The following is a 24,274-nucleotide window of genomic DNA, read 5'->3' on the forward strand; positions in this document are numbered from 1 at the left end:
TTATTTAATGCCAATATCCACTATCTTATTAATTATCCTTGTTGGTGTATTGGCATTAGTAAGCAGTATTTTTTATTACAAAATCAAGGCGAAAAGCAATACTCAAAGTAAGTTGCTTTTCGCTTTTTTGCGTTTTCTTAGTTTATTTTTCATTGGTTTATTATTGGTAAACCCTAAATTCAAAAGTCGCGAAATACAACTCGAAAAACCAAATTTAGTGGTGTTAGGTGATAATTCATCATCAATCCCATTCATTGAACGCAGTGATCAAACCAAAGAGCTGTTTTCTAGCCTGAATAACAATCAAGCGCTACAAAATAAATACGACGTTACTAGTTACGCTTTTGGCAGCAAACTTTTGCAAACAGATTCACTTGAATTTGATGACAATCGATCTGATATGGAGTTAGCCTTGCGATCTGTTCAGAAGATATATAGAAATCAACCCACCGCTTTGGTACTGTTAACGGACGGCATTCAAACCTATGGTAGTGATTACCAGTATGCCAGGATGGGTGCAAATCAGCATATTTTTCCAGTGGTCGTTGGCGATACTTTAAGCAGAACTGATATACGAATAGATCGCGTTAATGTTAACAAATACGCTTACCATAAAAATCAATTTCCTGTTGAGATATTTGTAAGTTATCAGGGGATTGAACCGGTTTCAAAAGAAGTTGTTGTAAGAAGAGGAAATACTACAATAGCAAGAAAACAGGTGGGCTTAAGTAATCAAAACTCCGCTGCAATTTTGTCTTTTGAATTGCCTGCTGATGCGGTTGGTGTTGCTACTTACAGCGTACAAGTTTCTACATTGGAAAATGAACGAAATACTAGGAACAATAGAAAATCTTTCGCTGTAGAAGTAATTGATCAGAAAACGAAGATACTGATAGTATCAGATATCAAACATCCAGATGTCGGCACCTTAAAAAAAGCTATTGAAAGCTCCGAACAACGTGAAGTTTTCTTTACTGACGTAAGTTCAAGAAATGTTGATTTTAATGACTTTGACCTCGTTATATTGTATCAACCCAATAACAGATTTAAGTTAGTTTTTGATCAACTAAATCAACTAAAAAAGAACAAGTTGGTAGTTACAGGGCCTAAGACGGACTGGCGTTTTTTAAATAGTGTTCAAGAGTACTATCAGCAGCAACCGACTAATCAGAAAGAAGAAGTTCAAGCAGTGTTAAATGTAAATTACAACGCATTTATAGTGGATGCTGATTTTTCTGACTATCCACCATTGGAAACTAATTTTGGAGAGTTTACGATCAAAGTTCCGCATCAAGTATTATTATCGCAACAGATTGGAGCGGTAACTACAGAAAACAGTTTGTTGTCAACTTTTGAAATTGATGGGCAGAAAGAAGGAATTTTATCAGGTGAAGGCCTTTGGAAATGGAGATCACAAGATTACCAAAACACACAAAGCTTTAAGCAGTTTGACGGATTTATAGCAAAAGTGATTCAATATCTGGCTTCTTCTAAAAAGAAAAATAGGTTAACTGTTAACTATGAATCTTTTTATTATGGAAATGATGATGTCAGAATAGAAGCGCAATACTTTAATGAAAGCTATGAATTCGATCCTCGAATTAATTTATCACTTCTGGTAAGAGATACTATTAGTAAGCAGCAACGAACAATACCTTTTGTATTAAAAAACAGAACATTTGAAGTAGATTTAAGCACTTTGCCTGCCGCTACTTATAGTTTTACGGTTAAAGCAGAAGGGAAAAACATTTCCAGGTCAGGAACCTTTAAAATATTAGAATTTGATGTGGAAAAACAGTTTTACACTGCTAATTCGAAAAAGTTGCAAAAACTAGCTGATAGTTCTGATGGTATGCTGTTTTCTGAAGAAGAAACCGGTAATCTGATCAATCAATTATTACAGGATGAACGCTTTAAGACTATTCAAAAATCTAAGGAAAAAGTCATACCTTTAATCAATTGGAAATACCTGTTATTCTTAATCATTTTGACCCTAGCGGCGGAGTGGTTTTTAAGAAAATATCACGGACTTATTTAATACATAAATCACAAACATGGAACGTTTACCAAAAATTGGATTACCGATTATTTTTTTAGCCATCGTGGCAATCATTGTTATAGCAAAATCTGCAGTTGTGATCGATTCTGGTCATGCAGGAGTACTTTATAGAACACTTGGTGAAGGTGTAGTTACTGACGAACCAGCACTTGGCGAAGGTTTTAATTTAGTAGCTCCCTGGAACAAGGTCATAGAATTTGAAGTCCGTCAGCAATCGCAATCATATCGAATGGACGTGTTGTCTGTTAACGGGCTTGAAATTAAAGTGGATGCAACAGTATGGTTCGAACCCGAAAAATCCAATCTTGGAAAGTTACTTCAAGAAAAAGGTCAGGATTATGAAGAACGTATTCTTACGCCAGCGGTGAGTGCGGCTGCAAGAGAGGTGGTAGGACGTTACACACCTGAGCAATTATATTCTAGTAAACGTGATGTAATTCAGCAAGAGATTCTTGATGAAACAAGTAAAGGTGTCGAAGGTCAATACATTAATATCAATAGAATTTTGGTGAAAGACGTAACCTTGCCACCCACTATTAAAGAAGCGATTGAAAAGAAGTTAAAGCAAGAACAGGAGTCGTTAGAGTATGAATTCCGTTTGACAAAAGCCAAACAAGAAGCGGAGCGTCAAAAAATAGAAGCAGAGGGTAAAGCAAATGCTAATCGCATTTTGAGCGCTTCCTTAACAGATAAGATACTTACGGAAAAAGGAATTCAGGCAACACTTGAACTTTCTAAATCCCCCAATAGTAAAGTGATTGTTGTTGGTGGTGGAGAAGGTGGAGGATTACCAATTATACTAGGCAATCAGTAAATAATAATTAATCATCATTTAGCAGTAGCAATGTGCAGTTTGTTTGTTGCTTAAATGACATATGATCTGAACAAAATAAATCCCAAATTCCAATTACGTTTATTGGAGTTTGGGATTTGTAATTTTTTAAGTTTTCCAGCTTTATTCTAAGCCAAGATCTTTTCTCATGGACTCAAATTTGGTTGCATTTTGTCTCCAATAAGGTGTCTTAATATGTTTAATTTTTGTCGCTTTTGTTGTTAGCATTTTGGCATTGGGACCATATCCACTTTTAAATGTTTCTTCCCAAGAATTGATTTCATGTGGAAAAACTGTATTGAAATTAATGGTCAACGTACGATTTAGCTTAGGGTATTCAATGGTATAGATGGTTTGATCACCAGAATTAGATAGTGTAGCTTTTGCATTGTACCCTTTAATCTCAACGTGCTTTAATCGAGTATACTCAAAAGAGGGGATCATTTTAGTTTCTCCTACAATTAATGATTTAGGATCAATACGTATTTGCTGCCATATCTGATTTTCTAAAGCTGTTTTTTCTAAGGTAAAATCTTTGTCTTCTTCACCTTCAAAATAAGAGTGTGCTTTAATTTCAAATTGTTCTCTGTTATTTAATTGAGTGTATATCTGCCCGCACCACTCTTGCATACTAGTTGTCACTTTAATCGCATGTTGGTTATTAGCAACGGGGTAAAAAGTACTGCTCATAATAGAGTATGGGTAAATACCAGTATTAAAGTTTTTAGTAGCGTTTAGTTTTAGCACGGGAACATTCGACTTACTCCAATTATCAGCTTTTACCTGTCTGTTTGGTAAAAAGTCTTCAGTTACAAAAATTAACGCAGCTTTACCTTTTCGTATTTGACCGTAACGTGCTTGTTCTAGTTCATACGAAGTGATTTCTGCGTCGCCAGCATACCAGTATTTTTTAAAGTCCTCAGCAATGGGTTTAGCAGGCAATTCAGCATCAGCTGTTTCTGGAATATTGATTTTATTTCCTTTAGTATTCGCGGTGACTTCTGAGCAAGACATGTTGATTAAAACAAGAGAAAATACGATTGAAAATGCCAAAAAAAGGCGATGAAAGTGTGTTTTCATGATCGGTTTTTTATAAAGTTACAAAATGACTATCGCTCGGCAATATCTGTTAACACTTTATAAACTTTTGCCATCGGCATTCCCATCACGTTTACGTAAGAGCCTTCTAACTTAGTAACTCCTATGTGGCCAATCCATTCTTGAATTCCATACGAACCAGCTTTATCAAAGGGTTTAAAGTTATTAATGTAGTAAGTAATTTCTTCATCAGAAAACTGTTTAAAAGTAACTTTAGTAACACTATTCACCGTTTTTGCGAAGTCAATCATTGTAAAACAAACCGATGATATTACATCATGTGTTTTACCTGACATCGATTTGATCATGTTAAAAGCATCATCTCTATTAGTGGGTTTTCCTAGGGCTTTATTTTCGTGCCAAACGATGGTGTCGGCAGTAATTAAAATGTCATTTTCCTTAAGTTCATTCCTAAAAGGAAGTGCCTTTATTTGGGCTAAATAATCTGATATATTACTTCCTTTTAATCGCTCAGAAAATACTTCATCTACAGGCTTTAAGCGTATTTCATATTCGATATCCAACTCTTTAAAAAACTGTTGTCTTCTTGGAGAGCCTGAAGCGAGAATAATATTGAAATTCTGTAGTTTTTCTCTTAGCATGTTACCTTATTTGAAATCGAAATGGGAGCCTTGAAGCTTTTATATTCAAAATGACAATTTATAACGCTGAATTAACTAGGCATTATCCGCATCAAAATTACCCGTCCATTTTCCCTGTACTCTCAGAACTTGTTCTATAACATCTCGGACACAGCCTTTACCACCATCCTTGTGGGATACATACTTCGCAATGTTCTTTATTTCAGGTACCGCATCTTGCGGGCAAGTAGGTAAACCAACTAACCGCATAACAGGTTCATCGGGAATGTCATCACCCATATACAAAACATTTTCTGCCATGATGTTTTTCATCTCAAAATATTCTTTTAGCTGCTCTGTTTTATGATGAGCACCAAGGTAAATGTCTTTAATCCCCAAATTATTTAGTCGTTCCCGAACACCCTCGTTGGTTCCACCAGAAATAATACACACATTAAAACCTTTGGTTGTTGCTGTTTTTAACGCATAACCATCTTTAATGTTCATGCTTCGGAGTAATTCGCCATCAGTAGTTATCATTACAGTGCCGTCAGTTAATACACCGTCTACATCAAAAATAAATGTGGTAATATGCTCTAGATATTCTTTATAATTCTTTTCCATATAGCTTAGCTATTAATTGGGTAAAAGTGTTGTATATTTTTTTGTGATTTTCGTTTTCTAACAAATCCAAATGTTTGGATATGGTTTTGTTGTCTCCACGTTTAGCAGGACCTGTTTGGGCCATAAACGGTGTTAAATCATCAATTTTATTTGCAGTTTCCTTAATCAATGGTTTTAAAACCTCAAAAGGTACCCTATTCGTTTCACATAATTCATGTCCTATTCTGTAAAGATGATTCGTAAAGTTATTCACAAAAACCGCTGACAAGTGTAAGCTGCGACGTTGATCAGTACTTAGTTTATGAGCGGTACAATTTAAATTGGCTGAAAGTTCTTCAAGAAGTTTCATGTCCTCTTTATGTTCGGCTTCAAGGCATAAAGGGGTTTCGCTAAAATCAATCTTTCTTTCTTTACTAAAAGTTTGTAGTGGATAGAAAACGCCTCGTCGGTGCCTTTTGTCAATAGCATGCATTGAGGTATTTCCTGAGGTATGTACGACAAGTTTATTATCTAAAGCCAATTTTTGAGACACTGAAATAATTGCGTCATCGCTTACGGTCAGTATATAGATGTCAGCATCGAAAAGATCATCTATGGTATTCGTTATGGGGGTGTCTTTTGGAAGTTTTTTGGGGAATTTACTTTTTCTGGTGTATACTTGAACCACTTCGGTATTTGTAGATGCTTTAATAGCTTTATGTAAATGAAAACCTACATTGCCAAACCCAATAAGTACGACTCGAATCATGATGCTAAAATAGCCAATATCGCTTAAGATTTTTGCGATTTGTTCTCAGAAGTTATGAATAGACTAGGTTAGTAAAGTAAATGGTAAGTGTCCTTAAAAAAAGGTGTATATTTGCTTGCAATTAATTTTTAGATTGATTGCTATGACTGCTCATGATTCCAAGTTTGTAGGAGAAGGTTTGACCTACGACGATGTTTTACTTGTACCGGCTTTTTCCGAAGTGCTTCCTAGAGAAGTAAGTATTAAATCAAAATTCACCAAAAACTTATCGATTAATGTTCCTATAGTATCTGCTGCGATGGATACAGTGACAGAAAGTAGAATGGCAATCGCAATCGCTCGAGAAGGCGGTATTGGGGTCTTACATAAGAACATGACTATTGAAGAACAAGCCATGAAGGTAAGGCGTGTAAAACGGGCAGAAAGTGGTATGATTATCGATCCGGTTACATTACCATTAGATGCGAAAGTGAAAGATGCCAAGAATAATATGCGAGAGCATAGTATTGGTGGTATTCCAATTGTTGATGAAGATGGGTTTTTAAAAGGGATTGTCACCAATCGGGACCTCCGTTTCGAGAAGAATGACGAACGACCTATCATAGAGGTAATGACCTCAGGAAATCTCGTTACTACCAGTGAAGGGACCTCGTTAGCAGATGCAGAAATTATATTACAAGAAAATAAGATTGAGAAGCTACCGGTAGTCGATAATAATAACAAACTAATCGGACTCATTACTTTCAGGGACATCACCAAACTTACGCAAAAGCCAATCGCCAATAAAGATAAGTATGGTCGTTTGTTGGTTGCTGCAGCGGTTGGAGTAACTGGAGATGCGGTTAATAGAGTTGAGGCATTGGTAAATGCAGGAGTTGATGCGGTGGTAATTGATACGGCACACGGACATACCAAAGGAGTGGTCACCGTTCTAAAAGAAGTGAAAAATAAATTTCCTGAACTACAGGTTGTTGTAGGAAATATTGCTACCGGTGAAGCAGCAAAATATCTTGTAGAAAACGGAGCAGACGCTGTAAAAGTTGGTATAGGTCCAGGATCTATTTGTACAACCCGTGTTGTCGCAGGAGTAGGTTTTCCGCAATTTTCAGCGGTGTTAGAGGTTGCAGCGGCTATAAAAGGTAGCGGTGTCCCTGTTATTGCTGATGGAGGAATACGTTATACAGGGGATATTCCAAAGGCTATTGCTGCTGGGGCTGATTGTGTAATGCTAGGCTCTTTGCTAGCGGGTACCAAGGAATCACCGGGTGAAACTATTATTTACGAAGGTAGAAAGTTTAAATCATATCGTGGAATGGGATCTGTTGAAGCGATGAAACAGGGTAGTAAGGATCGCTACTTCCAAGATGTTGAAGATGATATTAAAAAATTAGTTCCTGAAGGTATCGTAGGAAGAGTTCCGTATAAGGGTGAGTTGTTTGAAAGTATACATCAGTTTATTGGTGGTTTACGTGCTGGAATGGGATATTGTGGAGCAAAAGATATTGAAACCTTAAAGGAGACAGGTAAGTTTGTTAAAATCACGTCCAGTGGTATTCACGAAAGTCATCCGCACGATGTAACGATCACTAAAGAAGCGCCTAATTATTCCAGATAATAGTGTGGCTATCTCTTTTGTTTTTTCTTCTAACAGATAAGGAGAAACTTTAAACCATAAACTTTTAAACTACACAAAACTTACCGTACTTTTAAACTTTAAACTAAAAGTATGGCTTCAAATAAAAAAGGTTTAAATACCATTTGTACCCATGTAGGCGAGGTACCCGATACCCAATTTAAAGGTGCGGTATCACCTATATATATGTCATCATCGTATGCATATACTGATGTTGATGTAAAACGATATCCAAGGTATTTTAACACGCCTAATCAAGAATTTTTAAGTAAAAAAATAGCTGTGTTAGAGCATACCGAAAGTGCTTTGATATTTGGCTCAGGTATGGCTGCAGTTAGCACGACGATGTTCGCTTTTTTATCAAAAGGAGATCATATTGTACTTCAGAAAACTCTTTATGGCGGGACATTTAATCTTACCCAAGAAGAATTTGACAAACATGGCATCGAATTTACTATTGCCGACGGATGGGATATTGCGAGTTTGAAAAAAGCTATTAAAAAGAATACTAAGGTGGTCTATATTGAAACACCATCAAATCCTTTATTAACGATTACCGATTTAAAAGCGGTTGCTACGCTCTGTAAAAAGAGGGGGATTGTATCGATGATTGATAATACCTTTGCGTCTCCCATAAATCAAAACCCAGCTGATTTTGGTATTAATGTCATTATACATAGTGGTACTAAATATATGGGGGGTCATAGTGATATATGTGCAGGTGCGGTTGCTGCTTCCGCAACGGATATAGAACGAATTTGGAATGTAGCCAAGAATTTAGGGGGTAGCTTGGCTGATTTTATGGTATGGATGTTGGAACGCAGTATGAAAACCATGGCCATTCGTGTAAAAGCTCAAAATAAGAATGCAATGAAACTAGCTAGATACTTGAGTAAACACGATGCCATAGAAAAAGTATATTACCCTGGATTAAAATCCCATAAGGGTCATAAGCTCGCGAAAAAGCAAATGAAAGGATATGGAGGGATGTTGTCTTTTGAGTTAAAGGAAAATTACAATCCTGAAAAGTTTGAGAAGAATTTAAAACTTATTAAATCATCGATGAGTCTGGCCGGTGTAGAGTCGACTATGTTATCACCGGCACAAACCTCACATGCATTACTTTCTAAAAAAGAGCGAAGAAAACAAGGTATCAGTGATGGTTTAATTCGTTTCTCGGTCGGAATCGAGGATACTAAAGATATTGTTGCAGACATTGAACAGGCTTTGAAAAAAGCTTAAACTCAAAATTACTGTTGATATGAAGTTAGATATTTTGGCTTTTGGAGCGCATCCTGATGATGTAGAGTTAGGGGCTGGGGCCACCATAGCAAAGGAGATTGCTAATGGTAAGAAAGTTGGAATCGTTGATTTAACTAGGGGAGAACTTGGTACCAGGGGCACAGCCGAAATAAGGGATCAGGAGTCGGCAGATGCTGCGAAGGTTTTGGGTGTTATTGTGCGTGAAAACTTAGAGATGGCTGACGGATTTTTTAAGAATGACAAAGAGCATCAATTATTAATCATCCAAATGATTCGTAAATATCGACCGGATATTGTTTTGTGTAATGCGGTAGATGATCGCCACATTGATCATGGAAGAGGGAGCAAGCTTGTAAGTGACGCCTGTTTTTTATCCGGACTTTTAAAAATTGATACAAAACTTGAGGGACAGGACGAATGGCAGGAAGCTTGGAGGCCTAAGTTTGTCTATCATTATATTCAATGGAAAAACATAAAACCTGATTTTGTAGTGGATGTAAGCGGTTTTATTAAAAATAAAGTAGATGCCGTAATGGCTTATAGGTCACAGTTTTATGATCCGGGAAACGATGCGCCCAAAACCCCTATAAGTAGTAAAAATTTTGCTGACAGTATTGAATATAGGGCAAGAGATCTGGGACGTCTTATAGGTGTAGAGTACGGCGAAGGATATACTGTAGAGCGTTTTGTAGCAGTAGATTCACTATACAATCTTAAATAAATTTTTAAATTATTTGTTTGCGAAATCTATGAAATAGATTAAATTTGCACCCGCTTGAAAAAGCATTTTACATGGTGGTTGTAGCTCAGTTGGTTAGAGCGCCTGATTGTGGTTCAGGAGGTCGTCGGTTCGAGACCGATCTTCCACCCTCTGACGAAAAATCGTAGATTTTGTCAGAGTGCTGACCTTAGCGTCAGTACTCAAATGTTAAAAAAGGTTATCTTTAGTGGGATAACCTTTTTATGTTTTATACTTATATACTTTATTCCGAATCCCATAATAAGTTTTATAAAGGACATTCTGTAAACGTTTATGCTCGTTTGAAAAAACATAATGGTAAAGAAGTTTTGTCTACGAAATATGGAGCTCCATGGATTTTGATATGGTTTACTCAAAAGAAAACTAGAAAAGAGTCTTCTGGGTTGGAAAAAAAATTGAAGAATCTAACTAAGGATAGGCTTATAGCATTTATGCTAAAGTATAAATCTAACGTTGTAAATCAAGAATTACTTGAAAGCCTTCATCAAAAACATATAAAAGGAGCTAGGTTTTAAAACCTAGCTCCTTTTATATGTTTTTGATGATGAATTATTACTCTACCGAAGCCTCCGCTTTATCGGCAACAATACGGTTATCACGATTCGCAACTTCCCACGCGGTGTGAAAAATAAGTTGAGCTCGCTTCGCCATTAATTCATATTCAATTTTGTCTGGCGTATCAGATGGCTGGTGATAATCCTCATGCGTACCGTTAAAATAGAAAATAATGGGCACGTTGTGCTTTGCAAAATTATAGTGGTCAGAACGATAATAAAAACGATTAGGATCGTTCTCATCATTGTACGTATAATCAAGTTCCAAGTTGGTGTACTTTGCATTTACCGCTTCAGAAAGTTCGTGTAACTCAGTACTTAGTTTATCTGAACCGATTAAATAGATATAATCCGCACGACCTTCTTTACGCTTAGGATCAGTGCGACCAATCATGTCAATATTTAAATCGGCAACTGTTTGACTCATAGGAAAAATAGGGTTGTCAGTATAATATGAAGAACCTAATAAGCCTTTTTCTTCACCAGTAACGTGTAAAAATACTACGCTGCGTTTAGGTCCGTTACCATCTAATTGCGCTTGCTTGAAAGCTTGGGCAATTTCAAGAATGGACACGGTTCCAGATCCGTCATCATCCGCCCCATTATATATTTTTCCATCTTTGACTCCTTCGTGATCCAAATGCGCAGAGATCACCACATATTCCTCGGGAAATTCACTGCCTTTGATATACGATACCACATTTTCTGAATCTACTTTTTGAGAAGAATTATTAAAACTAATGCTAAAAGACTTTTCGATTGTTTTGCTTTTGTCATAACTATCAATGCCATCATACAAAGCATTTGCTACAGATTTGTTGATAAACAGGTAGAAAAAGCCATCTTTTTTTCCTGCAAGTTTCATAGATCCACCACCACTCTCTGCTCGCTTTTTCATAAACTCATACTGCCCTTTAAGAAGCTGCATATTGGCACCATCGTAAAACAAAATACCTTTCGCTCCTTTTTTCTTGGCAGCTTCTATTTTTGATCCGAAGGCTTGACGAAGGTTCGACCATTTTGAAGTTTCAGTATTGCCACTAATTGTATAAGTACCATCATCATTTTTTGGCTCTCCAGCTTTAATAAGTACTACTTTATCCTTCACATCAAGACCTGTATAATCTGAATATTTATCATCTTCAATACCGTATCCTGCATAAATAACACCTGAATAATTGGTGGTTCCATTAGTACCAGCCTCATAGGTGACAACTGCCTCACCAATTTTATACGATTTGTCGTTTAATGCAATTACACCTTGAGGGACTCCTGTTTTTTCTAAAGGAACAGGTTGAAAGTAATTACCATCTGCATTCGCGGCGGGAATTCCTAACTTAACGTATTCATCCTTTAAGTATGCGATTGCCTTTTTCTGTCCTGGCGCACCGGTATCACGGCCTTCAAACTCATCAGAGGCATAGGTGTATAAATGGTCGCTAAGTTCTGATGCGGTTATGGTATTTGCATAAGCGACGGGATCTACTGCTTTCTTAACTTCGGCAGTCTTGTTGCTGGCTTGTTGATTAGTTTTGCATCCTAAAAACGATAGCAATGCAACAAATAGAATTTTTTTCATTGTTTCATTAAAATTAAAAGTGCACTAAGATATTGAAAAAAGATAGTATTGATTTAGTAATTATTATGAGAATATATAGTAAGTTAAGTCAAAACCTAGTTCGACCCCAATAATGGCACCTTTGTGTTGTATGTTATAAATCAAATGGACTGGATTAAATTGTGATATGAATAAAATAAAAACTGAATTTCCCAATGAATAAAGGGTCAAAAAGATTACTAATTACTGGCGTGGCAGGTTTTATCGGATTCCACTTATGTAAAAAACTTTTAGAGCTTGGTCATTCTGTTGTAGGTCTTGATAATATTAATGATTACTATTCGGTTTCGTTAAAGTTTGATAGATTAAAAGAGCTTGGTGTTTTCAGTGAAAAAGCTAACGCCTATGGTGTTTTTACGAATAGTGAAATATATGAAAGCTTTACATTTATTAAACTTGACATTCAAGATCAGGAGGAATTACGTAAAGTATTTGAGCGTTTTGATTTTGATACTGTTTGCAATCTTGCCGCCCAAGCTGGTATTTCGCATAGTTTAAAAAAACCCAAAGCTTTTGTAGAGACTAATCTCGTTGGATTTTTTAATGTACTTGAGTGTTGTAAAAGTTTTAATGTTAGACACTTTGTTTTCGCTAGTAGTTCAAGTGTTTATGGCTTAAACGATAAAGTTCCTTTCTCAGAACAAGATCGAACAGATCACCCTATCAGTTTGTATGCCGCCACCAAAAAAAGCAATGAACTTATGGCTCACAGTTATAGCCATTTATATAAACTGCATACTACTGGTTTGCGTTTTTTTACAGTATATGGCCCTTGGGGCAGACCAGATATGGCTATATATTTATTCACTGATGCCATTGCTCAAAATAAGCCCATTAACGTATTCGATTTTGGCAAAGCATCTAGAGATTTCACTTATATTGATGATGTTATTGAGAGTGTTTTAAGAGTCATTCATGATGACACCAATAAAAGACAAAATACCGGTCGTTTTTACCAGCTTTATAACGTTGGTAATAACAAGAGTATTCATTTGTTAGCGATTATAAATGAAATTGAAAAAAACATGAAAAAGAAGGCTAAAATATCAATGATGGCGGGGCAACCAGGTGATCTAAGACAAACTTGGGCGAGGATGGATGCATTATCCGAAGATTTTGGATATACTCCTAAAACATCAATTACCAAGGGAATTAAGGAATTCATAGATTGGTATAAATCTTACAACTAGATCTCGTTCAGAAGTTTGTTGTTTTATATCCAAACTGAATTTCAACGGTATTATATACTGCTTGTCATAAAATGGGTACTTATAGTTATTGAACTATTTACTTTTGGGCTTCATTTCAAATAATAGCTGGTGAATCAACTTAAAACAGGGGCATTATTAAATTATGCCACAATCTTTTTAACCAATGTCATTGGTTTATTGATGACACCTTTTATTTTAAGTTATTTAGGTAAGGATGATTACGGTATATTTATAACCATTGGTGCGCTAGTCGGTACTATTTCGTTATTTGACTTTGGATTAAATAATACTGTCGTGAGATTTGTTGCTAAGTATCGCGCTGAAAATGATAAAAAAGGCGAAGAGAATTTTTTGGCAACAGTTATGCTTATTTATCTTTTCATTTCGATCATTGTAATTGCTTCGGGTTTAATTTTTTATCAGTACATAGATGGTTATTTTACTAAAATGAGTGTTGATCAGTTACGGACTGCTAAGTCGATGTTCATAATTCTGATATTCAACCTTGCCATTGGATTACCGGGTCAGGCTTATACAGGTATTTGTTATGGTTATGAATCCTTCATCTTCCCAAAAACACTGAATATTATAAAGTATGTTTTGAGATCATTATCAGTCGTTGGGTTATTGGTTTTAGGCGGTAACGCAATAGGTTTGGTAATAGTCGACACTATCTTCAATATGCTATTGATAGGTATTACCATGTTTTTTGTATTCAAAAAACTAAAGGTTAAAATCAAAATTCACGAATTATCGAAAAGATTTGTAACTGAGATATTTTCTTATTCTACTTGGGTTTTCCTTTTTGCTTTGGTTGGTATTTTTCAATGGAAAGCAGGTCATTGGGTTTTGGGTAAGATAAGTGTTGCTGGAGTATTAGCGGTTTACGGTATTGGGATTACACTAGGTACATACTACGGCGCATTCTCAACTGCTGTTTCCAGTGTTTTTCTGCCTAGAGCCACTCAGATGTCAGTGAGCAAATCAAGTGGAGAGGAATTGACTGATATGATGATTAAAATAGGGCGGATCTCTTTTCTGGTATTAATGTATATTTTAGGAGGTTTTCTATTTTTCGGAAGACAGTTTGTAACCTTGTGGGTTGGAGGAGAATTAGGTGAGGATGGAAGTTATCAATCTTGGTTAATAGCACTTATGATTATGGTAGCGTATACGCTGCCCTTAGTTCAGGGTTTTGGAAATTCAATATTGGAAGCACAAAGTAAGCTTCGCTTTAAAGCGATACTTTATTTGAGTTTTATGATATTAGGCACAGCACTTGGCGCTTATTTTGCCATTGATTATGGTGCAGTTGGAATGATGACGGGAACGGTAATAAGCTGGTTAATTGTGCAAAATGTGATGAATTTTTATTATCATAAAGTCATTAAAATCAATATTCCTCGTTTTTTTAAAATGCTTTTCAATAAATCACTTTTGGCAGTCTTAATTTCCTTTGCAATTGCATATTTGATTAACTTTATTCCTGGATATAGTTGGATTAATTTTGTTGCGAAATGTGTCATTTATTCTGTTGTCTTCTTTACCGTAATCTATTCATTAGGAATGTGGAAATATGAGCAGCAACTAGTAATTACTGCTTTTAAACCTGTACTAAATTTTGTAAGAAGAAATGGGTGATTTTAAGTTGAAAGCCATAAAGTTGGCAGATGGCAACTGTAAAGTGGCGTATGATTATGAGGTGTCAAGTAACTTGAAAAAGTATTTTGACCTTGAGAATAGATTATATGTTAAATATGAAAAATCTGTCGAACAAGTACCGGAAAGCATTATAGTAATTCCTTTACTTGCCAACATAATGCCCATTGCTTGGTTTGCTGGGTTTGATGTTTATGTGGACGCTATTGATGAAACCTTTTTTAATGCATTGTCAATGTTGAAAAAAGAATTCATGAAGCATCATGATATCGACGAGTCAAAAAGTACCTTATACTGTAATCATAAAGTAAATAATCAAATTGATGGGACTGAGTCGATTCTATTATTTAGCGGAGGTCTTGATTCTTTTGAGTCGTTGACTAGAAATTATGACGACGCTCCTTATCTAGCTTCAATTCATGGAGCCGATGTAGAGATTAATGATACCGTTAGATGGGAACAGTTCATGAATTTTAATAGCGCTGAACCTATTGTAGTAAATGATAGGTTACAATATATACAATCCAATCTACGAGATTTTTACACCTATAAAGTTGATCTTTTAGTGAATGTTGGGTGGTGGGGTAAAGTGCAACATGGCATGGCGCTCTTAAGTGTTTTAGCTCCACTGTCTTATATGTTAGGTGCGAATAAAATGCTTATTGCTTCCTCAAATACGAATGAAGTCGATTTTGGTTGGGGTTCAACACCGGAGATTGATGAGAAAATGGTTTGGTCTAATGTGAAAACAATTCATGATGGATATCACCTTAGAAGAACAGACAAAATTCAAAATGTTGTTGATTTTTCCAACAAAAATGATCAAAGTATTTTTTTGAGAGTCTGTTACTCCGAGTTAAGAGATGGAGCAAACTGCAATAAATGCGCTAAATGTCAAAGAACGATGTTCGGAATCATATTAGCCAATGATGATCCAGCCAGATATGGCTTTACGGTTCCGGATAATTTATACGAAATGATTTTTAGAAATTTCAGTAAAAATGCTGTGATGACAAAAGGAATCGAATACGAATGGAAATGTTTACAAGAAAAGGCAGCTAATTCTGATTCGTTTTTTGTAATATCTGATAAGGAAAAGGAAAAAATCTTGATCAAAGACTTTGTAGCGCTTGAATTAAAAGAAATCGTCAATAAAAACTCAAAAAAAGTTGAATCCTCAGGTAAGCTAAAATATATTATCCGAAATAGATTTAAGGGCTTATATGAGTTATATAGAAAAATTAGATATTGATACTATGAAATACGGTATGTTAACATATGCTGAAAATGCAAGATTCTTCAACGTAGGAGATAACGTCCAAAGTTTAGCGGCAAAGCAATTTTTACCCAAAGTAGATCATTTAATTAATAGAGAAAAACTGGGGTCTTACAATAAAGGAGAAACAAAATTGATAATGAACGGTTGGTTCACCCATAATTTAAAAGACTGGACTCCTTCGGATGACATTATCCCTCTTTTTGTGTCATTTCACATGAACAATACGGCTGCACCATATATGCTTTCTGAAAAAGGAATTGCATATCTAAAGGCTCATGAACCTATTGGTTGCAGAGATAAGTTTACAGTGAAAATTTTAAAGGAAAAAGGAATCGATGCGTACTTTACCGGCTGTTTAACATTAACATTGGACTCGTACAAGGTTGATGATTCTGAAAGAGGAGATGATGTTTATATTGTAGATCCTCTTTATAACTATCCTCGTAAAGAAAAAGTGTTTTACGATTTTAAGGCGACTATACGGAGTATCATGAATGGAAAAGCTTTTCAATTGAATAAAAAGTTTAAACACTTCAAAAATTTCATGGATGAGGAGCTTTTAGAAAAAGGAAAGTTTGTTAATCAAGAACCACCATCAAACACCTATTCTGATGAAGAAAAATTTGCAATGGCCGAAGAGGTCTTGAATAAATATGCGAGAGCCAAGTTAGTTATTACTTCGAGGATTCACTGCGCTTTACCATGTCTCGCTTTAGGAACTCCGGTTATTTTCATTAATGGCTTTGATAGTTTTGTTGATAGTTGTCGTTTTGATGGAATACTAGAGTTATTTAATAGGGTTGATGTAAATCCGAAAACGGGTGAATTTAAAGCTAACTTTGATTTAAACGGTAAAATTGGAGTTAATACTAAGGTGGCCAATTTAGGTCTTCATCACACACTTGCAGACCCTTTAAAGGAAAAATGTAAGGCGTTTATAAAATAAACAGATAAGTGCCAACAAAGCTTCTATACATAACAAATAGGGTTAGTGGTTCTGGTGGACTAGAGCGAGTGCTTTCCATCAAAGCAGGTATGTTAGCTGAGAATTATGACTATGAAATTCATATTATAACGCTAGATCAGCAGAATGAAGCGTTGTTTTATCAGTTTAGCGATCAACTAATTTTTCATGACGTTAATACAAAGGGGTCTTTTTGGGGTTATTTGAAAGGGCTTCGAAATAAGGTGAAAAGTATAAAACCAGATATTATATCTGTTTGTGATGATGGATTAAAAGGATTCTTTGTGCCCTATTTTTTAAGGAAACCATGTCCAATGATATATGAAAGGCATGCTTCTAAGAATATTTTTATAAATAGTGATAACAGTAGTTGGGTAAAGAAAATTCAATATGCTTTTTATAATTGGTTAATGAATTTTGGTGGAAAGAACTATGATTCTTTAGTGGTATTAACAAATGAAAATCTGAAAGAATGGAATCTTAAGAACCTAAAAGTCATTGCAAATCCGCTTTCTTTTTTTCCTACTAAAAAGGCAACTTTGTCCGCTAAAAAGGTCATAGCAGTAGGATCTCATAATTTTCAAAAAGGTTTTGATAGACTCTTAACCATCTGGCTTGAAGTTGTAAAAGAATTTCCGGATTGGAAACTAGATATCTATGGGAAAATAGATGCTGATAAAAAGTACGTGAAACAAGCTATTGCGCTTGGTCTACAAGAAACTGTTAGTTTTCATAAACCCGTAAAAGATATTCAGGAAAAGTATAATAAGTCTTCAGTATTTGTTTTACCATCACGGTCAGAAGGCTTTGGTATGGTTTTAATAGAGGCGATGGCAAACGGGGTGCCTTGCGTTTCATTTGAGTGCCCCAGCGGACCAAAGGATATTATTACACATTCCGAAGATGGTTTTTTGGTTGAAAACGGAAATTTGGAGGCATTTACTAGATACCTTAAACTACTTATGAATGATGAAAACCTACGCACTCAGATGGGAGAAAAAGCAAGAGATAATATTAATCGATATCTGCCTGAAGTGATTTTGCCTGAGTGGGATTATTTATTCAAAAGCCTCATTGAAAAAGAATGAAAATAGTCTATTATACGGATCAAATTTATTTACATGGAGGTATTGAAAGAGTACTTGCTAATAAATTAAATTTTTGGGTAAATGAATATGGCTTTGAGACACATATTATAACCACCGAGCAAAATGGTAAACCACCGTGCTATGAGGTTGATAATAAAGTGCTGTTTCATGACTTAGATATAAAATATGATAGAAAACGAAGATACCTAGACCCTGTTAACTTTTTTAAATTACCCAAACACTTTTTTAGGTTAAAGAGAAAGCTGAAAGAGATTGACCCAGATGTGGTGGTTGTATGTAATTTCGCATTTGATTTTTACTTTATTCCCTTTTTGCACAAAAGGTCAAAAAAGATAAAGGAATTTCATTCTTCTAGATATTTTGATCATTTAGACCGCCTAAATAACAGATCATTAATTAAAAAAATATATTATCGATTAAATGATTATGTTGAGCGTAAATATGATCATCTTGTATTGTTAACAATTGATGAAATCCCGTACTATTCATCAAATAATACCGTTGTCATTCCAAATGCTCTAAGCAATTTTCCGGATCGCTTTTCTTCGTTAACAACAGAAAGAGCTATTAGCGCTGGTAGAATTGCACCCGTTAAGGGTTTTGAAAGGCTAATTGAATCTTGGGTCACAGTTAATAAGAAATACCCTGATTGGAAGTTAGATATATATGGTCATGGGGAACAAAGTTATATTAGTAAGCTCCAACAACTAATTAATGGAAACCAATTAGAAAATAAAATAACACTTTGTGGTTCAACTTCAAATTTAGAGGAGGAGATGGTAAATTCATCATTGTACATAATGACTTCCTTAACTGAATGTTTTCCAATGGTACTTTTAGAGTCACTTGCTGTGGGTTTACCAGTTGTTTCTTTTGATTGTCCTAATGGGCCTAGAAATATTATATCCAATAATGAAGACGGTATATTAGTAACGGATGGGGATGTTGATGAGATGGCGGGTGTAATAATTGGAATAATCGATAATAAAGACTTGAGGAAAAAGATGGGAAAGAAAGCAAGAACAAATATAAAAAGGTTACTTCCACAGCATGTCATGAAACAATGGTTAACATTATTTCAAGAGTAGGTTTAGCAATATTTGATAATGTACTAAATTGATCAGTAAATATTTTTATAGCATATCTTAATGATAGAGTTTATACCATTAGAATATTACTATGAGGTATACCTGTACTCAGGTGTATTTCTGATCTTACTGACATTACTGCACGCTCGTATTCTGTCCATTAACGATCAGAAAAACTTAAAGTATATTAATACAACCGGATATGTGCTTTTGGTTGTGTTAACGGTATACATGGGTCTGAGACCGGTAAGCGGTAGATATTTTACTGATATGGATACATATGCCAGGCTGTATGAGGGCTATGCTAGAGGCGGTGAAATTATTTTAGAAACAGATGTTTTTTTTCAACAGTTCATGAAATTCTGCTCTCAGTTTTTATCCACTAACTTTTTCTTTCTTTTATGTGATATACTGTACATAGTACCCTTATTTATTGTCTCAAAGCGTTTTTTTAAGCAATATTGGTTTTATGCTTTTGTTATGTTCGTTTTTTCGTTTCAGTTTTGGACGTATGGTACCAACGGAATTAGGAATGGAATGGCCACTTCATTTTTCTTATTAGCTATTTCCTATCATGATAGACGTAGTTTAATGATATTTTGGTTTGTTTTGTCGGCGCTATTCCATAAAACAATGCTTCTTCCAATTTTTGCATATGTTTTCACCATTTTTTACAACAAACCTAAAACATATTTGTACGTCTGGTTGTTAGCGATACCACTATCGATTACAATGGGTGGTTTTTGGGAAAACTTATTTGCAAGTATGGGTTTTGCAGATGATAGATTAAGCGGATATTTAACCGGAGACAAAGATGAACTAATTACCAATACGGGATTTAGGTATGATTTTGTATTATATAGTGCATCCGCAGTATTTACCGGATGGTATTTTATTTTTAAGAAAAAGTTTAATGACACCCTTTACTATCGAATTTTTAATATCTATTTAACTGCAAATGCTTTTTGGATTTTAATAATTAGAGCTAATTTTTCGAATAGATTTGCCTATTTGTCCTGGTTTATGATGGCTTTGGTAATTATATATCCTTTTTTAAAGAAGCGATTCTTTTATAATACACATTGGCAAGTAGGAAAAACAGTGTTATACTACTTTATATTTACCTTTCTTATGTTTGTTTATTATAGTCTTTTCAAAAAGATACCTCAAACTTAATAGTAGTTCATATAAAGTGTTCTTGTACTATGATCACCTCTTTAACCGCTTTTTTTAGTTTAAATCGAGTATAGTTTAAAAGGTGCTTCTGACAAGACTACATTTGGCTAGATAATAATATTAAATTATTTGGTGATTAGATTTTTAACTTTTCCTTTCGTTGTGAATTTTTATAATCTTTTTAGGTAATGAAACTAATTTCAATAATAATTCCTATCTACAACGTAGAAAAATACATTTCGAAATGCATTAGCTCTGTTTATGATCAAGATCTTGAATATGATCAATTTGAAGTTATTATTGTTGATGATGAGTCTCCAGATAATAGTTTAGAGATAGCAAAGAATATTGCGATAGATCACGCTAACATTAATATTATTTCACAAAAAAATAAGGGACTTGGTGGCGCGCGAAATACGGGTATTTTGAATGCCGAGGGAAAATATCTTCTTTTCTTAGATTCTGATGATTATTTATTACCAAATACTTTACATAACATTACAAAGATTGCTCAAAACGATGAACTTGATATTTTGGAGTTTGGCGCTGAAGGAATAACAAGTAATGGTGATGTAGTATACCGGGCTGAGAAGACTACGGAAGGAAAAATATATGATGGGGTTGCTTACTATAACACATTAAAGTACATGAACTCTGCATGTAATAAGTTATACAAGCGTGAATTGTTGGTTGAAAACAAATTATTATTTCTTGAACAATTATATCTAGAAGATTTTGAATTTAACACCAGAGTTTTTCTTGCTGCTAAACGGGTAATGGCTATAAATAATATAGTTGCACATTACTTGCAATCCCCTGATTCTATTACAAGAAATACCAGTTTGGCGAAAAAAGAAAAAATGCTTAGCGATTTAGTCAAGATAATAATGATAACTAAACAACTAAAATTTGACTATGCTACAGATATTACCAATAAAGATTTAGATAATTATTTTGGAACAAGATTGAGTTTTTTGAATGTCACTTTGTTTTATCAATTATTTAAAAATAGTAGGCCGTATAAAAAATTTAAGCAGATCAAAGAACAGTTGGAAAAAGAAGGAGGATTTTGTGTTTCTAGCTCACTAGAAGAACGATCCAAAGATTTATTTAGAAAGATAATGCTCAAAAACTTTTGGTTGTTCAAATTTACGCAACCGCTAAAGTCATTGTTTGCAAGTTGATATGCTTAAAATTGAACTTAAATGAAAAAAAAAATTTGTTTTATTGTCTCTTCTCCTTATACCATGATGTTCCTAGTGCATCAATTAAAGGAATTTTCGAAGGATTATGAAGTTCATTTGGTTGCCAATATCAATGATGAGAATAAGCATATTTTAAAGCATCAAAAATTTGATACTGTTAAACATATTCCGCTAAGTCGGAATATCAATCCAGTGAAAGATTTGGTTAGTGTATTTCAGCTTTATAAATATTTTAAGGCTATGGGATTTGATTCTATACACTCGATTACCCCAAAAGCAGGCCTTATTACGGCCATTTCTGGAAAATTAGCCAAGATACCCAATCGTTTTCACATTTTTACAGGTCAAGTTTGGGCTACTAAAACGGGTCTTTTCAGGAGATTACTAAAAGCACTTGATAAAATAATTGTTAGATTTTCTTCGCATATTTTAGTAGATGGAAGGTCTCAGAGGGAATTTTTAATCTCAGAGAATGTGTTGACTGAGGGACAAGCTACGGTCTTAGGATCAGGATCAATTAGTGGGATAGATTTAAATCAATTTTCTCCTAACAATGATACTAGATTAAAGATAAGAGAGGATATCAAAATAAAAGATGATATTGTTGTATACCTTTTTTTAGGTAGACTGAATGCTGACAAAGGAATAGTTGAGCTTGCTAGAGCCTTTAGTAAATTAAGTAGAGTACATAGTAAGGTATTTTTACTTTTAGTAGGTGTTGATGAAGGTAATATGATGGAGAAAATAAGTGAGATAATTGATAAAGAGAAATATTATTTCGCAGGAAGTACCCCACAACCCGAACAATATTATCAGGCAAGTGATGTTTTTTGTCTGCCAAGTCATAGAGAAGGTTTTGGCATGAGTGCTATCGAAGCTTCAGCATGTGAAATCCCAGTTGTATGCAGTGATGCATATGGACTTTTAGACACCATAGTAGATAATGAAACAGGTCTGCGTCATAAAGTAGGGGATATGGAAAGCTTATATGCTCAAATGAACAAGCTTTCGGAGGATGAAGCTTTAAGAAAGTTTTTGGGCTCAAATGGGCGCAAATACATAGAAGAGAACTTTTCTGTCGAAAGGTTGATTAAGGAATGGGTTAATTTTTATAAAGAACGTGTTTAGTAAAATGATCTACTTAATATTTAAAAGAATTTGTGACTTTTTTGCAGCGCTAATAGGTTTGATTCTGCTATCTCCAATAATTTTGCTCACTATCATTTTTTTATTTTTCGCGAATAAAGGAGCTCCGTTTTTTGTCCATCCAAGACCGGGTAAAAATGCTCGGATATTTAATTTGATTAAATTCAAAACAATGAATGATAAAAAGGACGAAAACGGAGATTTTTTACCTTTTGATCAACGGGTCACCAAGGTTGGAGCTTTTATTAGAAAGTACTCCTTAGATGAGATTTTACAATTGTTAAATGTATTGAAAGGCGATATGAGTTTAGTGGGGCCTCGTCCTCTCTTAGAGCAATACCTTCCCTTGTATAGTAAAGATCAACAACGAAGACACGAGGTGAAACCAGGGATAAGCGGTTGGGCTCAAGTTAATGGGCGAAATACTATTAAGTGGGTTAAAAAATTTGAATATGATGTCTGGTACGTTGACAATCAGTCCTTCTTGCTAGACTTAAAAATACTTTTCCTGACATTTAAAAAAGTGTTGAAAAAAGAAGGCGTAAATAATTCTGAGAGTTTAAATATGACCACATTTTCTGGTGGGGACGATGAATAAAACATGGTAAGAAAAGAAGGGATAGGTTCTTATTTTAATTATGTAAGCGATGGATCGAGTTTTACAGATTCGATAAGCATTCCATTCACTTATGAGATTTTTTACACTGGGAGGCACGCATTGCTATTTACTCTTAATGAAATAACCGGAAAAAAAGAAATTGGTGAAATATGGTTCCCAAATTATTATTGTCAACACACTTTGCATTGGATTAAGCAGTTTTATGCGAATATAAAAACTTACGAAATACACCCATTTGAGTTCGATAAGCATATATCGATATCAGATTTTGCAGCACCCGAGGATGTTGTGTTACTTAATAACTATTGGGGACTCAGTAGCATGCCCGATTATTCAAATAACGATAAACCAATAATAATTGAGGATCACTCCCATGGTTGGCTTAGCGATGCTTGTTGTAATAGTAAGGCGGACTACTGTTTTGTTTCTTTGAGAAAATCGTTGCCTATTCCGCTTGGAGGCATCGCATGGAAGCCAAGTGCTCATTTGTCGGTAGAAATTGATGATTCTTCTTATGACCAAAAATGCCACGATATCTGGGATGAAATGTTAGTGGCAATGAAACTTAAAACTAATTATATAAATGAAGAGTCCGTTGTTTCTGATGAGTATTTATCATTGTTTTATGAAGTAGAAAACAAACTCAACCAAAATAAAACTTTTTCATGGATCAGAGAGGAGGATAGGGCGTTTATAAATAGTCTTATACGACTAAATATTAAAGATCTAAAAAACAAAAACTTGAAATTCTTGTATGAAGAGTTAAAAGATAATTCATACTTTAAAATAGTAAAACGCGATGGCTTTGTAGCTTTTGGTTTTGATTTGATTTTCGAATCGGAAATAGTATTCAATTCGTTGAGAAGCTATTTAATTAGTCATGGTATTTACCCTTCAGTTTTATGGCCTGATAATCAAGTTGATTATGAATGGCAGTTTTTTTTGAATATTCATGTTGATTTTAGGTATAATTTAGGAGATATGGAATATATAATTAATGTTATTAAGAATTGGTTGAAAGACCAACCTACAGGTATCAAATAACCCA

Annotated in this window: 22 protein-coding genes and 1 tRNA gene; 18 read left to right on the forward strand and 5 right to left on the reverse strand. The window is 34.7% G+C overall.

All coding sequences use genetic code 11. From position 1 onward, the window contains the following. Nucleotides 1-7: 7 nt before the first annotated feature. Together ABN763_RS01585 and ABN763_RS01590 are read left to right on the forward strand one after the other, a co-directional pair. Entirely contained in the window at nucleotides 8-2,038 is a 2,031-nt protein-coding gene (locus tag ABN763_RS01585; protein ID WP_410483653.1) for a VWA domain-containing protein, read from the forward strand. A gap of 16 nt (nucleotides 2,039-2,054) precedes the next feature. Beyond that, nucleotides 2,055-2,873, forward strand: a complete 819-nt coding sequence (locus ABN763_RS01590; RefSeq protein ID WP_410483654.1) for a prohibitin family protein — start codon at nucleotides 2,055-2,057, stop codon at nucleotides 2,871-2,873. A 141-nt stretch (nucleotides 2,874-3,014) separates the two neighbouring features. Here the strand turns inward: ABN763_RS01590 and ABN763_RS01595 are convergent, their stop codons facing one another. The 4 genes from ABN763_RS01595 to ABN763_RS01610 all read right to left on the reverse strand — a co-directional run bounded on the left by ABN763_RS01595 (nucleotide 3,015) and on the right by ABN763_RS01610 (nucleotide 5,942). Then, nucleotides 3,015-3,971, reverse strand: coding sequence for a septum formation inhibitor Maf (locus tag ABN763_RS01595; protein ID WP_410483655.1), 957 nt, complete (start codon nucleotides 3,969-3,971; stop codon nucleotides 3,015-3,017). Between the two features lie 29 nt (nucleotides 3,972-4,000). Continuing rightward, nucleotides 4,001-4,591: a Maf family nucleotide pyrophosphatase gene (locus tag ABN763_RS01600; protein WP_410483656.1), complete on the reverse strand. Its 591-nt coding sequence runs from the start codon at nucleotides 4,589-4,591 to the stop codon at nucleotides 4,001-4,003. A gap of 75 nt (nucleotides 4,592-4,666) precedes the next feature. Then, entirely contained in the window at nucleotides 4,667-5,194 is a 528-nt protein-coding gene (locus ABN763_RS01605; protein WP_410483657.1) for a KdsC family phosphatase, read from the reverse strand. Further along, a complete protein-coding gene (locus ABN763_RS01610; RefSeq protein ID WP_410483658.1) occupies nucleotides 5,178-5,942 on the reverse strand; it encodes a Rossmann-like and DUF2520 domain-containing protein in 765 nt (254 codons plus the stop codon). Before ABN763_RS01610 ends, ABN763_RS01605 begins: the two co-directional genes overlap by 17 nt. Nucleotides 5,943-6,084: 142 nt before the next feature. Here ABN763_RS01610 and guaB point away from each other — a divergent pair, with 142 nt between their 5' ends. The 5 genes from guaB (at nucleotide 6,085) to ABN763_RS01635 (ending at nucleotide 10,113) form a co-directional block, all read left to right on the forward strand. Further along, a complete protein-coding gene (gene guaB / locus ABN763_RS01615; RefSeq protein WP_410483659.1) occupies nucleotides 6,085-7,557 on the forward strand; it encodes an IMP dehydrogenase in 1,473 nt (490 codons plus the stop codon). A 111-nt stretch (nucleotides 7,558-7,668) separates the two neighbouring features. After that, a complete protein-coding gene (locus tag ABN763_RS01620) occupies nucleotides 7,669-8,817 on the forward strand; it encodes a trans-sulfuration enzyme family protein (RefSeq protein ID WP_410483660.1) in 1,149 nt (382 codons plus the stop codon). Nucleotides 8,818-8,836: 19 nt separating this feature from the next. Beyond that, the gene (gene bshB1, locus ABN763_RS01625) at nucleotides 8,837-9,559 is read left to right on the forward strand and encodes a bacillithiol biosynthesis deacetylase BshB1 (RefSeq protein ID WP_410483661.1); all 723 of its coding nucleotides are present in this window, start codon (nucleotides 8,837-8,839) and stop codon (nucleotides 9,557-9,559) included. Nucleotides 9,560-9,632: 73 nt separating this feature from the next. Beyond that, nucleotides 9,633-9,708 (forward strand) — tRNA-His (locus ABN763_RS01630). A 93-nt stretch (nucleotides 9,709-9,801) separates the two neighbouring features. After that, nucleotides 9,802-10,113, forward strand: coding sequence for a GIY-YIG nuclease family protein (locus ABN763_RS01635; protein WP_410483662.1), 312 nt, complete (start codon nucleotides 9,802-9,804; stop codon nucleotides 10,111-10,113). A gap of 37 nt (nucleotides 10,114-10,150) precedes the next feature. On the opposite strand, the gene ABN763_RS01640 is transcribed toward ABN763_RS01635, so the two are convergent. After that, nucleotides 10,151-11,731, reverse strand: coding sequence for a M28 family metallopeptidase (locus ABN763_RS01640; protein WP_410483663.1), 1,581 nt, complete (start codon nucleotides 11,729-11,731; stop codon nucleotides 10,151-10,153). A 194-nt stretch (nucleotides 11,732-11,925) separates the two neighbouring features. On the opposite strand from ABN763_RS01640, the gene ABN763_RS01645 reads away from it, so the two are divergent. From ABN763_RS01645 to ABN763_RS01695, 11 genes are all read left to right on the forward strand, one after another. Beyond that, the gene (locus tag ABN763_RS01645) at nucleotides 11,926-12,960 is read left to right on the forward strand and encodes a GDP-mannose 4,6-dehydratase (protein WP_410483664.1); all 1,035 of its coding nucleotides are present in this window, start codon (nucleotides 11,926-11,928) and stop codon (nucleotides 12,958-12,960) included. 129 nt (nucleotides 12,961-13,089) lie between these two features. Then, nucleotides 13,090-14,622, forward strand: a complete 1,533-nt coding sequence (locus ABN763_RS01650) for a lipopolysaccharide biosynthesis protein (protein ID WP_410483665.1) — start codon at nucleotides 13,090-13,092, stop codon at nucleotides 14,620-14,622. After that, nucleotides 14,615-15,892 (forward strand): hypothetical protein, encoded by a 1,278-nt coding sequence (locus tag ABN763_RS01655; RefSeq protein ID WP_410483666.1) that lies wholly within the window; start codon nucleotides 14,615-14,617, stop codon nucleotides 15,890-15,892. Before ABN763_RS01650 ends, ABN763_RS01655 begins: the two co-directional genes overlap by 8 nt. Further along, nucleotides 15,864-16,865: a polysaccharide pyruvyl transferase family protein gene (locus ABN763_RS01660; protein ID WP_410483667.1), complete on the forward strand. Its 1,002-nt coding sequence runs from the start codon at nucleotides 15,864-15,866 to the stop codon at nucleotides 16,863-16,865. Before ABN763_RS01655 ends, ABN763_RS01660 begins: the two co-directional genes overlap by 29 nt. A gap of 8 nt (nucleotides 16,866-16,873) precedes the next feature. Then, on the forward strand, nucleotides 16,874-17,971 hold the full coding sequence (locus tag ABN763_RS01665) for a glycosyltransferase family 4 protein (protein ID WP_410483668.1): 1,098 nt from the start codon (nucleotides 16,874-16,876) through the stop codon (nucleotides 17,969-17,971). After that, nucleotides 17,968-19,080 (forward strand): glycosyltransferase family 4 protein, encoded by a 1,113-nt coding sequence (locus ABN763_RS01670; RefSeq protein ID WP_410483669.1) that lies wholly within the window; start codon nucleotides 17,968-17,970, stop codon nucleotides 19,078-19,080. Before ABN763_RS01665 ends, ABN763_RS01670 begins: the two co-directional genes overlap by 4 nt. 60 nt (nucleotides 19,081-19,140) lie before the next feature. Continuing rightward, nucleotides 19,141-20,256, forward strand: a complete 1,116-nt coding sequence (locus ABN763_RS01675) for an EpsG family protein (RefSeq protein ID WP_410483670.1) — start codon at nucleotides 19,141-19,143, stop codon at nucleotides 20,254-20,256. 188 nt (nucleotides 20,257-20,444) lie between these two features. Beyond that, complete coding sequence (locus ABN763_RS01680) at nucleotides 20,445-21,440, forward strand: glycosyltransferase family 2 protein (RefSeq protein ID WP_410483671.1); 996 nt, start codon at nucleotides 20,445-20,447, stop codon at nucleotides 21,438-21,440. Between the two features lie 21 nt (nucleotides 21,441-21,461). Then, nucleotides 21,462-22,589 carry a glycosyltransferase family 4 protein gene (locus ABN763_RS01685; RefSeq protein WP_410483672.1) on the forward strand — a complete coding sequence of 376 codons (1,128 nt, stop codon included), beginning with the start codon at nucleotides 21,462-21,464 and terminating at the stop codon, nucleotides 22,587-22,589. A 4-nt stretch (nucleotides 22,590-22,593) separates the two neighbouring features. Then, a complete protein-coding gene (locus ABN763_RS01690) occupies nucleotides 22,594-23,205 on the forward strand; it encodes a sugar transferase (protein ID WP_410483673.1) in 612 nt (203 codons plus the stop codon). A gap of 3 nt (nucleotides 23,206-23,208) precedes the next feature. Next, entirely contained in the window at nucleotides 23,209-24,270 is a 1,062-nt protein-coding gene (locus ABN763_RS01695) for a hypothetical protein (protein ID WP_410483674.1), read from the forward strand. Nucleotides 24,271-24,274: the final 4 nt, after the last annotated feature.

This window comes from Spongiivirga sp. MCCC 1A20706, assembly GCF_046524175.1.
GTDB lineage: Bacteria > Bacteroidota > Bacteroidia > Flavobacteriales > Flavobacteriaceae > Spongiivirga.

Bases quoted from the DNA above. Each gene is read 5' to 3' on its own strand.
- ABN763_RS01680 (WP_410483671.1), top strand. From the start codon at position 20,445: ATGAAACTAATTTCAATAATAATTCCTATCTACAACGTAGAAAAATAC.
- ABN763_RS01590 (WP_410483654.1), top strand. From the start codon at position 2,055: ATGGAACGTTTACCAAAAATTGGATTACCGATTATTTTTTTAGCCATC.
- ABN763_RS01595 (WP_410483655.1), bottom strand. From the start codon at position 3,971: ATGAAAACACACTTTCATCGCCTTTTTTTGGCATTTTCAATCGTATTT.
- guaB (WP_410483659.1), top strand. From the start codon at position 6,085: ATGACTGCTCATGATTCCAAGTTTGTAGGAGAAGGTTTGACCTACGAC.
- ABN763_RS01620 (WP_410483660.1), top strand. From the start codon at position 7,669: ATGGCTTCAAATAAAAAAGGTTTAAATACCATTTGTACCCATGTAGGC.
- ABN763_RS01660 (WP_410483667.1), top strand. From the start codon at position 15,864: ATGAGTTATATAGAAAAATTAGATATTGATACTATGAAATACGGTATG.
- ABN763_RS01635 (WP_410483662.1), top strand. From the start codon at position 9,802: ATGTTTTATACTTATATACTTTATTCCGAATCCCATAATAAGTTTTAT.
- ABN763_RS01640 (WP_410483663.1), bottom strand. From the start codon at position 11,731: ATGAAAAAAATTCTATTTGTTGCATTGCTATCGTTTTTAGGATGCAAA.
- ABN763_RS01610 (WP_410483658.1), bottom strand. From the start codon at position 5,942: ATGATTCGAGTCGTACTTATTGGGTTTGGCAATGTAGGTTTTCATTTA.
- ABN763_RS01600 (WP_410483656.1), bottom strand. From the start codon at position 4,591: ATGCTAAGAGAAAAACTACAGAATTTCAATATTATTCTCGCTTCAGGC.
- ABN763_RS01585 (WP_410483653.1), top strand. From the start codon at position 8: ATGCCAATATCCACTATCTTATTAATTATCCTTGTTGGTGTATTGGCA.
- ABN763_RS01605 (WP_410483657.1), bottom strand. From the start codon at position 5,194: ATGGAAAAGAATTATAAAGAATATCTAGAGCATATTACCACATTTATT.
- bshB1 (WP_410483661.1), top strand. From the start codon at position 8,837: ATGAAGTTAGATATTTTGGCTTTTGGAGCGCATCCTGATGATGTAGAG.
- ABN763_RS01670 (WP_410483669.1), top strand. From the start codon at position 17,968: ATGAAAATAGTCTATTATACGGATCAAATTTATTTACATGGAGGTATT.
- ABN763_RS01645 (WP_410483664.1), top strand. From the start codon at position 11,926: ATGAATAAAGGGTCAAAAAGATTACTAATTACTGGCGTGGCAGGTTTT.
- ABN763_RS01690 (WP_410483673.1), top strand. From the start codon at position 22,594: ATGATCTACTTAATATTTAAAAGAATTTGTGACTTTTTTGCAGCGCTA.
- ABN763_RS01675 (WP_410483670.1), top strand. From the start codon at position 19,141: ATGATAGAGTTTATACCATTAGAATATTACTATGAGGTATACCTGTAC.
- ABN763_RS01695 (WP_410483674.1), top strand. From the start codon at position 23,209: ATGGTAAGAAAAGAAGGGATAGGTTCTTATTTTAATTATGTAAGCGAT.
- ABN763_RS01655 (WP_410483666.1), top strand. From the start codon at position 14,615: ATGGGTGATTTTAAGTTGAAAGCCATAAAGTTGGCAGATGGCAACTGT.
- ABN763_RS01685 (WP_410483672.1), top strand. From the start codon at position 21,462: ATGAAAAAAAAAATTTGTTTTATTGTCTCTTCTCCTTATACCATGATG.